The 13720-nt window shown below is 59.4% G+C and carries 13 protein-coding genes and 1 pseudogene; 7 read left to right on the top strand and 7 right to left on the bottom strand.

Annotated features, from left to right (window positions below; genetic code table 11):
• Positions 1–694 precede the first annotated feature (694 nt).
• A complete protein-coding gene (locus tag AAE029_RS18320) occupies positions 695–1144 on the top strand; it encodes a hypothetical protein (RefSeq protein WP_371074299.1) in 450 nt (149 codons plus the stop codon).
• A gap of 144 nt (positions 1145–1288) precedes the next feature.
• Here the strand turns inward: AAE029_RS18320 and AAE029_RS18315 are convergent, their stop codons facing one another.
• The gene (locus tag AAE029_RS18315; RefSeq protein ID WP_371074298.1) at positions 1289–1996 is read right to left on the bottom strand and encodes a glutathione binding-like protein; all 708 of its coding nucleotides are present in this window, start codon (positions 1994–1996) and stop codon (positions 1289–1291) included.
• A gap of 217 nt (positions 1997–2213) precedes the next feature.
• Here AAE029_RS18315 and AAE029_RS18310 point away from each other — a divergent pair, with 217 nt between their 5' ends.
• Positions 2214–2657, top strand: a complete 444-nt coding sequence (locus AAE029_RS18310) for a DoxX family protein (RefSeq protein WP_371074297.1) — start codon at positions 2214–2216, stop codon at positions 2655–2657.
• Positions 2658–2903: 246 nt separating this feature from the next.
• On the opposite strand, the gene AAE029_RS18305 is transcribed toward AAE029_RS18310, so the two are convergent.
• The 4 genes from AAE029_RS18305 to hisS all read right to left on the bottom strand — a co-directional run bounded on the left by AAE029_RS18305 (position 2904) and on the right by hisS (position 8551).
• Positions 2904–4847, bottom strand: coding sequence for a GTP-binding protein (locus AAE029_RS18305; protein WP_371074296.1), 1944 nt, complete (start codon positions 4845–4847; stop codon positions 2904–2906).
• A 182-nt stretch (positions 4848–5029) separates the two neighbouring features.
• Entirely contained in the window at positions 5030–5737 is a 708-nt protein-coding gene (gene hisG, locus AAE029_RS18300; RefSeq protein ID WP_371074295.1) for an ATP phosphoribosyltransferase, read from the bottom strand.
• Entirely contained in the window at positions 5734–6849 is a 1116-nt protein-coding gene (locus AAE029_RS18295) for an ATP phosphoribosyltransferase regulatory subunit (protein WP_371074294.1), read from the bottom strand. The genes hisG and AAE029_RS18295 overlap by 4 nt, the downstream gene beginning before the upstream one ends.
• A 154-nt stretch (positions 6850–7003) precedes the next feature.
• The gene (gene hisS, locus AAE029_RS18290) at positions 7004–8551 is read right to left on the bottom strand and encodes a histidine--tRNA ligase (RefSeq protein ID WP_371074293.1); all 1548 of its coding nucleotides are present in this window, start codon (positions 8549–8551) and stop codon (positions 7004–7006) included.
• A 217-nt stretch (positions 8552–8768) separates the two neighbouring features.
• On the opposite strand from hisS, the gene AAE029_RS18285 reads away from it, so the two are divergent.
• The 3 genes from AAE029_RS18285 (at position 8769) to AAE029_RS18275 (ending at position 10436) form a co-directional block, all read left to right on the top strand.
• A complete protein-coding gene (locus AAE029_RS18285) occupies positions 8769–9524 on the top strand; it encodes a hypothetical protein (protein WP_371074292.1) in 756 nt (251 codons plus the stop codon).
• A complete protein-coding gene (locus AAE029_RS18280; protein WP_371074291.1) occupies positions 9505–9975 on the top strand; it encodes a hypothetical protein in 471 nt (156 codons plus the stop codon). The genes AAE029_RS18285 and AAE029_RS18280 overlap by 20 nt, the downstream gene beginning before the upstream one ends.
• Positions 9976–10055: 80 nt before the next feature.
• Complete coding sequence (locus AAE029_RS18275; RefSeq protein WP_371074290.1) at positions 10056–10436, top strand: DUF305 domain-containing protein; 381 nt, start codon at positions 10056–10058, stop codon at positions 10434–10436.
• A gap of 51 nt (positions 10437–10487) precedes the next feature.
• Here the strand turns inward: AAE029_RS18275 and AAE029_RS18270 are convergent, their stop codons facing one another.
• On the bottom strand, positions 10488–11390 hold the full coding sequence (locus AAE029_RS18270; RefSeq protein WP_371074289.1) for a LysR family transcriptional regulator: 903 nt from the start codon (positions 11388–11390) through the stop codon (positions 10488–10490).
• Positions 11391–11502: 112 nt separating this feature from the next.
• Here AAE029_RS18270 and AAE029_RS18265 point away from each other — a divergent pair, with 112 nt between their 5' ends.
• On the top strand, positions 11503–12528 hold the full coding sequence (locus AAE029_RS18265; RefSeq protein WP_371074288.1) for an NAD(P)-dependent alcohol dehydrogenase: 1026 nt from the start codon (positions 11503–11505) through the stop codon (positions 12526–12528).
• 47 nt (positions 12529–12575) lie between these two features.
• On the opposite strand, the pseudogene AAE029_RS18260 reads toward AAE029_RS18265, so the two are convergent.
• Positions 12576–12860 (bottom strand): annotated as a pseudogene (locus tag AAE029_RS18260) (aldo/keto reductase); the annotation flags it as partial.
• Between the two features lie 138 nt (positions 12861–12998).
• On the opposite strand from AAE029_RS18260, the gene AAE029_RS18255 reads away from it, so the two are divergent.
• Positions 12999–13703: an HAD family hydrolase gene (locus AAE029_RS18255; RefSeq protein ID WP_371074287.1), complete on the top strand. Its 705-nt coding sequence runs from the start codon at positions 12999–13001 to the stop codon at positions 13701–13703.
• Positions 13704–13720: the final 17 nt, after the last annotated feature.

Here is a 13720-nt window from a genome sequence, read left to right as displayed (position 1 = left end):
CCTTATCACGTGAATATTCATCACGCTTTGCCTTGACAGAGTTCAGCGCGTCAGCGCGCTGGACGAAAGACAGGACAGCGAACTATCAGGGAGGGCGGTCTTCTTCAGGCCGCCCTTCCTGCGGTTTCCAACAACCGAAAGTGGAAGCCTTTGACGGGAGCCGGACGCACGAAACTGTCGTGAAGCTTGCGTCATCGTCATTTTTCCTGAGCGGACCAGTTTGTGAACTTTCTTCACATTTTGTGTCGTTTCAGCCGGTTCTTGCGATCAAATTTTCTCCAAATCGCCTATATCGCGATCTTTTTTGACACATTTTTGCGAAAATTTCTGTTTTGCGCTTGCTGCTGTGCAGCTTTCGCCGGCATTTTCCCTTAAAAAGTCATTGCCGTTTGCCCAAAAGCTCCTATAAATCCGCCCTGCAGTTAATGCTCGTTCCGAGATAATATTTCTGCATGCTAAGCCGCAGCGGAAGCAACGGCGTCAGGCGTGAACGTTCGGGTGCAAAAGCCACCGCGACATTTGAGAGCGAGCCTTCCGGGCAACCGGGTGGTGCAGCCCGGTCCAGTTCTGAGGAACATCGGACGGGCCCATGCGGCTACATTAAGCTTCAGCATGAGCATGATGCTCGCGCGATATCATGTTTCTGTGCTTGCCAAGCGTGTAGCGGGGAAGCCGTGCCTGACCGGGGAAGAGCTTGTTTAAGATCGCCAAAGCCAACGCCGCCGAGCCATTCGCCCCGGGATCATTCGGTCTGAACAATCATGACCATGAACTGCTGACTCAATTTTCGATGTCGGAAGGCTGGATCGGGGACATGGCGAGCGGCGTGATCAAACTCGGCGAGCGAAGCAGGATGCTTCATGGATTGAAGTCGGAAGACTGCGGCCTTCTGAGCCTCATGCGCTGCTACGATCCCCTGGACCGTTCCCGCATCCTGGAACTGTTCGAGCAGGCAGCCGCCCTTTGCTCATCCTTCTGCTTTTCCACCACAATCACCACATCCGGCGGGCAGCGTCAGCCGCTGTTCTGCATGGGAGAATCGACCGGGCTGGAAGAGAAATATGCCGGCAGCATGATCGGCGTGTTCGTCTTCCCACGCTTCAAGCTCGAAGCGGGCGCGCATCTGGCAAACCGAAGTGCATAGCTTTCCCGAAGAGATCAGTCCCCCCAGGTCGAATCGACCTGAAATCTGAATCCGGCTCCAAATCAAAAAGCCAGAGCGGGACGTCGCCCGAAAACCGCGCACATGTTTCGGCGTCCCGCTCTTGTCTTCGGCCGACGGGTAAATTCAATTCCTTTGCGGAATATTCAGACCTCTTTCGCTTGCCGGACGCGCGACTGCGCGGGCCAGCCAGTCCATGACGGCCGGGAAGCTGGCCAGTTCCAGCACGTCTCTGCCGCCGTAGAAGATGTCGACGCCACGAACCCAGGGGAAAGAGGCAATGTCGGCGATCGTGTATTGATCGCCCATGATCCAGTTCCGCCCCTTCAGTCGTGCCTCGAGGACGCCCAGCAGACGCTTCGTCTCGTCACGATAGCGCTCCATCGGATAAGAATTGTTGGCAACCTTCTCCGCGGCGAATTTGAAGAAGTGACCGAATTGGCCGAACATCGGGCCGATGCCGGCCATCTGGAAGAAGACCCATTGCATGGTCTCGTAACGCCCCGCGGCGTCCGTTGGCATGAGCTTGCCGGTCTTCTCGGCAAGATAGATCAGGATTGCGCCGGATTCGAAAAGGCCGATCGGCCTGCCATCCGGACCGTTCGGATCGATGATCGCGGGAATGCGGCCGTTCGGATTGAGCGCCACGAATTCGGGAGACTTTTGTTCATTGTTGTCGAAAGAAACCCTATGCGCCTCATAGGGCAGTTGAAGCTCCTCGAGCGCCACGGAGATTTTCACGCCATTCGGTGTGGGCAGCGAATAAAGTTGAATGACGTCGGGATTCTTTGCGGGCCAACGCTTGGTGATGGGAAATGAGGAAAGGTCTGCCATGGGTTTCTCCGTATCTAGGTTCCGCATTTAGGAGACCAACCCACCGAAGAACAAGCTGAAAGTGTCCGGCGATGAGGGCTATTTCAGTCTCACCGTTTCCGATTATTGAACAATTTGTCTGCAATCGTTTAGCTTTCCACGAAACGAAAAACCGTACAAAAGATCTCTCCAGTAGCCGCTTCAAAATGGTTCAGCATCCACCTATGGGGAGTCCACAATGTCCAACACGAACAACATCATCATTCTTGTCGCCCGTATCCTTCTATCCTTCATGTTCATCTTTGCCGGCTTCGGCAAGCTCACCGATCCCGCTGGTACCGCTGGCATGATCGCCGGCGCTGGGCTTCCGGCATCGACCGCGCTCACCTATCTCGCCGGTCTCTTTGAACTTGTCTCCGGCCTTGCCGTCCTCGTCGGCTTTCAGACCCGTATCATCGGCTGGACCCTTGCTCTCTTCTGCGTCTTCACCGGCGTCGTCTTCCACCTGCCTACGGTCAACGTTCCGGATTTCCCGGCTGCAGCCAACGGCTGGATCAACGGGCTGAACTTCGTCAACTTCCTGAAGAACATCACGCTTGCTGGCGCCTATGTCATGCTCGCAACGAGTGGCCCGGGTGTCTATTCGGTTGACGCTCGCCGTGGTGCGCTTGCCACTGCCTGAGTTCGATCGAACGTTCTGAGAGTGAGGGCCGCCGTTTTCGAACACGGCCGCTGACTTAATGCATGTCGCGCAGAAGTGTGCAGCGCTTTTGCGACAACGACATGCATGAAAACAATAGTCTAAAGCCTCTCGCGTCAATCTCTTTTCACGCGACAGGCTTTAGATGCGGAATGCTACTGTCGCAAAAACCTCTCGCAAAAGGCCGGGCCTTCACGAGGGAGTTTTGCGACAGAAATTTGTTTGCAACTATAAAAATCGCATCCGTAGCAGATAGTCGGCATCATCATACGGATCGGCACCCGAGCGCTTGCGTGAGCGATAGGGACTGGCCGTTGGTGCATAGTGATCGAAGGAACATTCCAGTATGCCCGCTCCACTCGACAGTCCCGGCAATTGTTGTCGAAGGCTTTGGACCATTGCGGATGCTACCGTCCCTTCAAGCCGCGCCACACTATCGGCAATCACGGACTCCTTCGTTGTCGCACCCGACTTCGCAAGCAAAGTCAGGATGCCGTTCAAACTGCCGCTCGGAATTTCCAGACGGAAGCGATCGATCGGCTCGCATACGACAGTCTGTGCCGCTGACAGCGCTGACGCCAATACCAATGGCGTCAATTTTCGGAAATCGGCCGCCGTGCTCGCCGGCGAACTATGTCGCGCCGCGATCATTGCTACGTGACAATCGATCACCTGCCAGCCGAAAATGCCCTCCTTGAGCGTTTCGAATACGGTTTCCTCCACTGCCCGATAAAAGCTGGCGGGCATCTGCCCGACGTCCACGTCAAGGGTGAAGCTGTTGCCGGCCCCTTCCGGTCGCGGCTCGACACGCAGCCCGATCGTCGCAAGAAACGGGTTGGGATCCTTGAATATGATCTCGAGCCCGCTCCCGATACCGATCGGCCTCTCCACACAGATGACCGTGCTTTCCTCAAACACAACGTCGAGACCGAAGTCATTTAACAGGGTCGCCTGAATGACTTCCTTTTGCACCTCGCCATAGAGCGAAACAAAGATCTCGGTCGCGTCTTCGTTGGTGCGAAGGTTGATCAGCGGATCCTGTTCAGAAAGTTGACTGAGCGCCAACCAGAGTGCGGTATTCTCCGAGGATCGCAGTGGCAGGACACGGGTCTCAAGAGTGGGCGGGGCAAAATGGTGGCGACCGCCCGATGGCCCTCGCATGCCCACTCCATCGCCGATCCGGGCGTTGGTCAGTCCACCGAGCCGAGCGATTTGCCCCGCCCTAAAACGCGCAACTTTGCCAATCCCACCCTCATTGAAAACCTGGATGCTGGTTACCTTTGCCGGCCCTCTTGGCAGATCGAGATCGTCTCGCACCTCGATGGTGCCTGAGGTCAGGTACATATAGGCGAGCTTTTCGCCGCCCCATCCGCGCTCGATCTTGAAGATTGTCCCTATGACGGAGCCATCCGGATCGGGGCGGCGGGTAGGGAGCAAGGTCTCGATGGCCGAAATCAAGGCGGGAACACCCAGGCCGGTCATTGCCACCCCGGCAAGAGCCGGATGCACCAAGCCTTTGGCGACTTGGTCGGCAAGCGCATGTCCGAGCCTTTCCGTGGTCAGGCGGTCGGGGATCAACACATAATCGTCAAGCAAGGCTTCGTCGTTTTCCGCAAGCGCCTCACAGAGGATGGAGAAATAGGGCTCATGTCCGAAATCGACTGCGTTGACTTCGGCCAGCCTGCCACCGGCATTGACGACGGCCGACATCGCGATGGGCCGAACCGACAATTGGCTTGAAATGTCCTCGAGCACTTGGTCATAGCGCGCGCCGAGACGATCGAGCTTGTTGATGAAGAATAAGAATGGAACGCCAAGGCGCTGCAGCGCCCGAACCAACACGCGGGTGTGAGATTGCACACCCTCAACCGCTGAGATGACGACCACCGCTGCATCCAGCAATGCAAGCACCCGCTCGACCTCGGCGATGAAGTCAGGGTGACCGGGCGTGTCGATGAGGTTCACCACCAAATCGCCGATGGTAAACGACACCACTGCGGCTGCGATCGTGATACCACGTTGCCGTTCCAGGTCGAGGCTATCCGTCTGGGTGTTGCCACCGTCGACGCTGCCAAGTTTGTCGATTACGCCAATGTCAAAAAGGAGTCGTTCTGTAAGGCTAGTCTTGCCTGCATCGACGTGGGCCAGAATGCCCAGATTCAAAGTGCGCATGTGCCATCAACTTCTCAGAATTTCGGATTTGATTTTCGTGAGAAGTCAGTCGGCGCATTGGGATCTCCACGCACAATTACTGTCGGTTGGTGCGAAACGTTCTATGTCTGAAGGAAACGCAGGACGAGTCGTACAGGTGTTTCTGAGGATGCGTCAAGCACAACCATATCGCTATTTTAGGCTCAAGCAGCTGTCGAGAGAGCGGAGCGAACGGCCGACATGATTTTAGCCACCGTGCCGTTCTCTGGATGACTTTCCTTGCGTGCCCGGACAAGACAAGCCTCGGACCGCAGGATCGTTCCGTCCGAGAGGATCTTGAGATGGTTGGCTTTCAAGGTCGAGCCCGTCGATGTGATGTCGACGATGATATCGGCCGAACCCGAGGCCGGCGCACCTTCCGTCGCACCGAGGCTTTCGACGATGCGATAGAGCTGGATGCCGTGCTGGCTGGAGAAGAACTGCTGCGTCAGCCTCCAGTATTTCGTGGCGATCGCCAGACGGCGTCCGTGACGCGCGCGGAAATCCGCAGCGACGTCGCCAAGATCGGCCATCGTATCGACATCCAGCCAGACCTCCGGCACCGCGACCACGACATTGGCATGCCCGAAGCCCAGGCGCGCGCAGAACTCTACGCGCCGGTCGGCATCCGGCAAGCCTTCGCGGATCAGGTCTTCGCCGGTAACACCAAAATCGACCGTACCATTGCCGATCTCGCGGGCGATCTCGGAAGCGGAAAGGTAGGCAATCTCGACATCGTCCCAGCCTTCGACACGGCCGCGATAGGAGCGGTCATTACCGACAGCAGCAATGCGCATCCCTGCACGCTCGAATATTGCCGATGCGTCATCCTTCATCCGGCCCTTGGAAGGCAGCGCGATCGTGATGGTCATGCCTCTGCCCTCGCCGCTTCGATCCTATCGAGCCAGAACGAAAATCCGACGGATGGAATATGATCCCGGGCGCCAAGGAAGGTCAGCAGCCGATCGAAGCGGCCGCCGCCCGCGAGAACCGCTGCGGACCCGGCGACCGTTACCTCGAAAACCAGGCCGGTGTAATAGTCGAGCGGTCGGCCGAAAGCGGCGCGATATTCCATGGTCGTGATATCGGCGCCCATATTTTCGAGCGCGGCGATGCGCCCGTCGAAGCGCGACAGCGCCGAATTGAGTTTCAGGCCCGCCGCATCGGCAAAGCCGGCAAGCGCACCGGATGCTTCCGATAGCGGCACATTGAGCGAAAGGAACTCCTCCAGGATCCGGAAGGCGGCGTCATCGAGCCGCGTCTCGGAAAGAATCAGCTTTTCGTTCAGCCGGCGCGCAATCTCCAGCGGCGAGCGGCTGACATTGGCGGAATAGCCCGTCGCCCGCATCGTCTCTTCGATATGGCCCACGAGGGCAGCCTCATCGCCGGCGAGCGCAGCCACGTCCGCATCGAGGCCGGTCACCGTTTCCGGATGTGCAAGCCGGCCCAGCAGTGTTTCGAGCTGCGTCATGTTGCCGAAAGCATGGATCAATCGCTTCTGCCAGCCAAGCGGCAGGCCGAGCGCCTGGACGACGGCCTCGAAGACCGCCTGATCGCCCAGCGTCACAATCAAGGCGCGACCCGGGAGAAGACGCGAGAGGATGCCGACCGCATCGCTGATGGCGCGGGCATCGGCGCTGGATATATCCCGATCGCCGAGATCCTCAATACCGGCCTGATAGAACTCATTGCCGCCGTCGCGGCGCTGACGAAACACTTCGCCAAGATAGGAATAGCGCTTTGGGGTACCCGTCGCCGTCTCGATATGGCGCAGACAAACCGGAATCGTGAATTCCGGGCGCAGGCAGAGACTGGCGCCGGTCTCGTTCTCCGTCATGAAGATGCGCCGGCGCAGATCCTCCCCCGCCATGTCCAGGAACGGTTCGGCTGGCTGAATGACGGGCGTGTCCACGCGATCGGCTTTTCGGCGAGCGAATTCGTCGAGAAGGTCGCCGGCAAAATCGGGAAGGTCGATCAGAGGCATGGTACGCCGCTCCGAGCCAGTATGGCCCGCCGCCGCTCCGCCGGGCACGCGTTCCCCATCTGCGGGCATAGAAGGGACAAGCGGCCAGCACACTCGTCCCTTCTCCCCGTCAGCGGGGAGAGGGCCAGGGTGAGGGGCAATCGCCGCTCAGATATCATCTCCCATCTCTCCTATTTGAAGAGGAGATATCCGCCTGTCTTCTGCGATCCTCGGCCTGGGCAGCCAGCATCTCCTTAACCTTCACGACGAGTTCGCCTTCGGCGACCATTTCCTGAGCCACACGCGCTTCGCGCCAGGTCGCGTTGTCCTCGATCTCGCCGGAGAGGCGCTTGCCTTCGATCAGGTCCTTGATCTGGACGACACCGCCGGCCCGCTCGTCGCCGCCCTGAATGATGGCGAGAGGGCAACCGCGGCGGTCGGCATATTTCAGCTGATTGCCGAACTTCTTCCAGTTGCCCTGGAACATCTCGGCGCGGATGCCGGCCGCGCGCAGCTCCTGCGTGAAGCGCTGGTAACGGCCCATTGCCTCGACGTTCCCGTCCATGACGGTGACGAGAACAGGCTCGATCACCGCCTCCTGGCCAAGCTTGCCGAGATTCTTCAGCGCCGCCATCAGGCGCGAGACGCCGATCGAGAAACCGGTCGCCGGAACCGGCTGGCCCATGAAGCGGGAGACAAGACCGTCGTAACGCCCGCCGCCGCCGACCGAGCCGAAAACGACCTTTTCACCCTTCTCATTCGGCACGTCGAAGAGAAGCTCGGCTTCATAAACGGGGCCGGTGTAATATTCGAGGCCGCGCACGACGGAGGGATCGATCTTGATGCGGTCGGACTGGTAGCCTGCGCTGGTCACGAGAGCTGCGATGAAGTTCAGCTCATCAACACCCTCGCCGCCTTTCTCCGTGCCGGCAACGAGTTCGGCAAGCTGCACCGCGCTTTCTGCATAGTCCTTGATACCGACGAAAAAGAGCACCTTGTCTATCTGTTCCCGGTTGAGCCCGGCCCCCTTGGTGAAGTCGCCGGACTCATCCTTGCGGCCTTCGCCAAGCAGGAGCGCAACGCCCTCGGGTCCGAACTTGTCGAGCTTGTCGATGGCGCGCAGTACCGCCAGCCGTTGGCCGGCCTTGTCATCGCCGCCAAGGCCGATCGCTTCCAGCACGCCATCCAGGACCTTGCGATTGTTGACGCGGATCACGTAATCGCCGCGCCGGATGCCGAGCGCTTCCAGCGTATCGGCCATCATCATGCACATCTCGGCATCGGCCTGGACGCCGGGCGCGCCGACCGTGTCGGCGTCGAACTGCATGAACTGACGGAAGCGGCCCGGACCCGGTTTCTCGTTACGGAACACGTAGCCGGCACGATAGGTGCGATAGGGAAGCTGGATCTCGTTGAAGTTTTCGGCGACGTGGCGGGCGAGCGGCGCCGTCAAGTCGTAGCGCAGCGACATCCACTGCTCGTCTTCATCCTGCAGCGAGAAGACGCCCTCATTCGGCCGGTCGCTGTCGGGCAGAAACTTGCCGAGCGCATCGGTATATTCGAGGAGCGGCGTTTCGACCGGATCGAAACCATAATGCTCATAGACTTCGCGGATCTTGGCGATCATCTCGTTGGCAGCGCGGAGTTCGACGGCCGAACGGTCGACGAAGCCGCGCGGCAGGCGGGCCTTGAGCTTTTGCGGTTTCTTTTGCTTGTCGTTCATTTCTGGCGCATTCCGGTCACGGTAAATGTGCCGGTTTCCTAGCGGATTGGGTGCAATGCGGCAAGGTGTCGGCCGACAAAACAGACACCACCGAGACTGGAGTGCCGGGCGGAGAGATGTTAGACGGAAACTCCATCCCGATCAAAGCCGGTGGAGCGAGCAAGCCAGCGATCCACTGACGATCGGCCACCGCCATGCCGTCCACCCGTGTCATCCCATGATCGCAGAAGCCCTCCTCTATCTTGCCACTGTGCCGGTCACGACCAGAGCGCATCGGCGATTCATCCGATATTCGGTCGACCTCTGGTCCCGCGCCGGACGCTGCCGCAAGGCCTGGGCAGAGCACGAGTCGAAAAGCAAGGCGGCGATTGTCTATGGCATGGCCGATCTGAAGCAACGGCGCACCGCGGTCGTGCTCGGCTCCGGACTGTTGGGCGACGTGCCGATCGAGATGTTGGCCAGAAACTTCGATACCGTCGTGCTCGTCGACCTCGTGCATCTCGCCTGGGTACGCCTGTGGCTCAGGACAAAAGGCCTCAGCAATGTCCGCCTGGTTGAACGCGATCTTTCCGGCTACGCTGAACTCAGCGCGGGAGAAACGCCGGAACCGCTCCGCTTCCTTCGCAACGTTCCCTATCTCGATTTCGTCGTTTCGGCCAATCTGCTCTCGCAGATCGGCAGGGGCGCAAGCCGCCGCCTCGAAGTCGAGCCGCCGGGTAAGATGCCCGATGATGCGATCGCACGCCTCATCGATGCGCATCTGGATGGGCTTGCCGCATTGCCCTGCAAGAGCTGCCTCGTTACGGATATTGCCTACAAGGTGATCGACCGGAACGGCAAGATCCACGAGGAGACCGATCTCCTGCACGGCAAGACCCCTGCTGCGGTCAGAGATCGCTGGGCATGGCCGGTCGCGCCGCTTGGCGAGGAAAGCCGGGATTATCAGATCGTGCATGAGGTCATTACGGTGTGACTGCGCGGATGCGGCAGCAGGTGTCTGCGCTCTTGGCACGTGGCGTGTCCTTGCCTATGTTCGTTTCATGCGCAGGATTTCGACCCTCATCATGTTTCTGGGATGGCTGGTTTACGGCGTGATGCCGGCGCTCGCCGCTTGTCCGATGTGCGATTCATCGGCAACGATCCGGGCAGTGATCGAGACGACGACGGCTGCGACCCACATGCGCCATATGGCGGCAATGTCGGATGATGAGAGCATGACGCTCCATGCGGCCGATCGTGACCAAAACCCTTGCAAGAATGGAATGGCGCATCTGCCTTCCTGCGCGATCTGCCTGATAGTCCCTCCGGCTATTGCCATCGGTGACGCCAAAGTTCTTGCATTCTCCTATCCGGCGCCGGAGTCCATGCGGCCATTGCCGGACAGCGTACCCGCCCCCACAGCGCCCCCTCCCCGTCTCCTCTGACAGCCTGCCACGTCAACATGCTCACCGCCGCAGCAAGGCTGCGCGCGGCTTCCTAATCATGAGACAGAGGAAGGAAATCCATGTCTGTCAGATCCATCGTCACCGCAAGTGCTTTTGCTCTTGTCCTTGGCTCCCCCATCGTCTCGGCACAGGATATGTCGGGGCACAACATGTCCATGGACATGGGTCACCCCAAGGGCGATCAGGGGCCATCGAGCCAGGCTTTCGCCAAGGCCAATGCCGAAATGCACAAGAACATGGCGATCGAATATAGCGGCGACACCGACACCGACTTCGTGCGCAGCATGATCCCGCATCATCAGGGCGCGATCAACATGGCGAAAGTCGAGTTGCAATACGGCAAGAACCCGGAACTCCGAAAGCTCGCCGAGAACATCATCCAGGCCCAGGAGGCCGAGATCCGGATGATGCAGGACTGGCTGAAGACCCACGGCAAGTAAATGTAAAGGACAGGGAATGCCGGAGCAGGTACTCCGGCGTTCCATTGAAGATCATTCCATCATCTTCGGCAGTCGGGCAGCTAGAAGATCGATGACGGATCGCATCTTGAGCGGCAGATGAGGCGTCTGCGGCCATACCGCATGGACGTCGAAAGCCACGCTTGGCACGTCCCTCATGATGCCCGCGAGCGTGCCTTGGGCCAGTTGCTCGCGCACGAGCCAGCATGGCAGCCACGTAAGCCCCATGCCGGCGGCCGCATAGTCGGCCATGGCTTCCAGGTCGTCAAAGCGCAGCCGCGTTTCGGGCGCGAATTCCAACGTCGTTCCGTCATCCTGCGGGAACAACCATGTCCGCACCATTCCGACCCGAACATAGCTGATGAAGTCATGTCCAGCGAGTTCGGCAATCGTTCGCGGCATACCGCGCATTTCGAGATAGGCTGGTGAAGCACAGATGACCATCTTATGGCGCGCGAGCCTGCGTGCCACCAGCCCGGTGCTGTCCTTGAGCGAGCCATTGCGGATCGCCAGGTCGAAACCATCGTCAAGAATATCCACGACACGATCGTTGAAGGAGAGATCAAGCTCCAGGCCCGGATGAAGACGGGCAAGCTCCATCAGAACCGGGGCCACGCAGCGCCGGCCGAAAAGGACCGGCATGGAGATGCGCAGCCGGCCGGTCACTTCCCGCTTGCCGGATTCCAGCATGGCCTCGCCCCAGCCTATCTCATCGAGTGCGCGGCGGCACCGTTCATAGAAAGCCTGCCCCTCATCGGTCAGGCTCTGCGTGCGTGTGGTCCGATGGAAAAGCCGCACGCCAAGACGCCGCTCCAGTCGCGCGATGGTTTTACCGATGGCCGAGCGCGACAGGTTCATACGCTGGGCGGCAGCTGAAAATCCTCCCGCCTCCACCGCCTCCACGAATTCAGAGATACCGCTAAGCGTTGAGTTCATGGCAATTGTTTCCTTTTGGGAACCAGTTGGTGGACATCATATCGCCACTGGTGACATCAGATCAACGATATAACGCGCTGGTCATCCACTTCACTCTCAAAAGGAGATGATCATGTCCCACATGATGAAACACTGGACACTCGATGCTGTCGGTCCAGACGCCGTCCTCAAGCTTGCCGAGGCCGAAATTCCGACACCTGCGCGTGGAGAGGTTCTGGTGCGAACTACCGCCGTTTCCCTCAATTACCGCGACAAGCTGGTGATGGAAACCGGCATGGGCCTGCCGCTCAAGTTTCCGTTCGTACCGGCATCGGATATGGCTGGCGTCGTCGAGGCCGTCGGTGAAGGTGTTGCGCGTTTCCGCCCAGGCGACCGAGTCATCTCGACCTTCGCCCCAGGCTGGATCGACGACAGGCCGATCGGATCGGCGCGCCAGCCGCCCTATCGAACGCTCGGTGGATTTTATCCGGGCGTGCTCTCCGAATATGTGGCTTTCCCCGAAGACTGGTTCACAGCCGCGCCGTCAAGCCTTGACGATGCGGAGGCAAGCACACTGCCCTGTGCCGGGCTCACTGCCTGGTTTGCGCTTGTCGAGCGCGGCAAGATCAGGCCGGGAGATACTGTGTTGGTACAGGGCACCGGCGGGGTGGCACTCTTCGGCCTGCAGATTGCGGTCGCCCAGGGCGCCAAGGTCATCGTCACATCCGGCGATCCGGACAAACTCGAGCGCACCGGGGCCCTCGGCGCCTCACACCTGATCAATCGCAAGGCCGAAGATTGGGTGGAAACGGTTTATAAACTGACCGGGGATCGCGGCGTTGACCATATTCTGGAAATCGTTGGCGGCCCCCATCTCGCCCAAGCCCTGAAAGCGGTCGCGATCCACGGTCGCATTTCCCTGATCGGCGTTCTCGAAGGCTTCGACATCTCCGGTCCCGCAGCTCCGTTGCTGCTGAAATCTCCGGTCATTCAGGGGATCTCGGTCGGGCACCGGCGCGCGCTCGAGGATTTCGTCCACGCGATCGATCAGATCAGGTTGAAGCCGGTCATCGGCAAACGCTTTGCATTTTCGGAGGCTCCGTCCGCCTTCGCTCATCTCGAGAGCGGCCCTTTCGGCAAGATCGTCATCGAAATCTGAAAAAGCAGGCGGCTCAGGCTTTGAGCCGCCTGCGCTTCGTCTTTGCCTCAGGCTAGTTCGAACGAAACTGGCCGGCGAGCGCTGCCCGCCGTTCGAGCATCCAACCCGAATATTCGGAGCAAGCTTGCTTGCCTCGTCGAGCCTCGCCAGATCGTCGGCGTCGAGCTTCAGCTTGACGGCGGCGAGGTTTTGCTCGAGCTGCTCGACACGCTTGGCTCCGATGATGACGCCGGTGACGAAGAGCTTGGCAAGGATATAGGCAAGCGCCACTTCGGCCACATTGGCGCCGTGCTTTGCTCTGACGTCATGCAGACCGCCACACAAGCCGAGGCTGGCTGCAGGTGAGGCGATTTTGACATAACGCGTATGCGGCCGATTTCAACGAAGCGTGACAATCGATCCGGCGCTCTTGCTTCGGCGCATCACGGGGATAGATTTGCTGATTGCGCAAAAAACGCGAGGCAGAGAATATGGCGACCCGTGCGCTGACGACCATTGGCTTCGATGCCGACGATACGCTCTGGCAGAACGAGCAATATTATCGGCTGACCGAACGACACTTCGCTTCGCTGCTTGCAGAACATGCCGATGGCCCGCACATTACCGAGCGGCTGTTGGAAGCCGAAAAGCGCAATCTCGGGCAGTACGGATTCGGGATAAAGGGCTTTACCCTCTCGATGATCGAAACGGCGATCGAGGTCACGGAAGGCAAGGTCCCAGCCCGCACGATCGCCGAGATCCTCGATATCGGCCGCGAGCTCCTGTCCCATCCAGTCGAGACGTTGCCGCATGTCCGAGATGCGCTCGAGGCCCTGGCCGGCAACTATCTTCTTGTCCTCATCACCAAGGGCGACCTCTTCGATCAGGAACGGAAGCTGGCGCAATCCGGCCTCGGCGATTTCTTCGATGCCGTCGAAATCGTATCCGACAAGACGGCTGTGACCTACCGTCGCATCTTCTCCAAGGTGGGTGACGGGCCGGAACGTGCCATGATGGTCGGCAATTCGCTGAAATCGGACATCGTCCCGGCACTCGCGGCGGGGAGCTACGGCGTCTTCGTTCCTCACGAGCTGACTTGGGTTCTCGAACATGTCCAGGAGCCGAAGGAGGCACCGCGCTTTCGCAAAATCAGCGATCTGGGCGAGCTCGGCGGCCTTGTCGACAGTCTGTCGTGAGACAGACCGGGCGCAAG

This window comes from Sinorhizobium sp. CB7, assembly GCF_041357635.1.
In the GTDB taxonomy this organism is placed as follows: Bacteria; Pseudomonadota; Alphaproteobacteria; order Rhizobiales; family Rhizobiaceae; genus Rhizobium.
The sequence above is the reverse complement of the archived record's forward strand: the minus strand, read 5'-3'. Positions and strand labels throughout refer to the sequence as shown.

Bases quoted from the DNA above. Each gene is read 5' to 3' on its own strand.
- AAE029_RS18315 (WP_371074298.1), bottom strand. From the start codon at position 1,996: ATGGCAGACCTTTCCTCATTTCCCATCACCAAGCGTTGGCCCGCAAAG.
- AAE029_RS18310 (WP_371074297.1), top strand. From the start codon at position 2,214: ATGTCCAACACGAACAACATCATCATTCTTGTCGCCCGTATCCTTCTA.
- AAE029_RS18305 (WP_371074296.1), bottom strand. From the start codon at position 4,847: ATGCGCACTTTGAATCTGGGCATTCTGGCCCACGTCGATGCAGGCAAG.
- hisG (WP_371074295.1), bottom strand. From the start codon at position 5,737: ATGACCATCACGATCGCGCTGCCTTCCAAGGGCCGGATGAAGGATGAC.
- AAE029_RS18295 (WP_371074294.1), bottom strand. From the start codon at position 6,849: ATGCCTCTGATCGACCTTCCCGATTTTGCCGGCGACCTTCTCGACGAA.
- hisS (WP_371074293.1), bottom strand. From the start codon at position 8,551: ATGAACGACAAGCAAAAGAAACCGCAAAAGCTCAAGGCCCGCCTGCCG.
- AAE029_RS18285 (WP_371074292.1), top strand. From the start codon at position 8,769: ATGATCGCAGAAGCCCTCCTCTATCTTGCCACTGTGCCGGTCACGACC.
- AAE029_RS18280 (WP_371074291.1), top strand. From the start codon at position 9,505: ATGAGGTCATTACGGTGTGACTGCGCGGATGCGGCAGCAGGTGTCTGC.
- AAE029_RS18275 (WP_371074290.1), top strand. From the start codon at position 10,056: ATGTCTGTCAGATCCATCGTCACCGCAAGTGCTTTTGCTCTTGTCCTT.
- AAE029_RS18270 (WP_371074289.1), bottom strand. From the start codon at position 11,390: ATGAACTCAACGCTTAGCGGTATCTCTGAATTCGTGGAGGCGGTGGAG.
- AAE029_RS18265 (WP_371074288.1), top strand. From the start codon at position 11,503: ATGTCCCACATGATGAAACACTGGACACTCGATGCTGTCGGTCCAGAC.
- AAE029_RS18255 (WP_371074287.1), top strand. From the start codon at position 12,999: ATGGCGACCCGTGCGCTGACGACCATTGGCTTCGATGCCGACGATACG.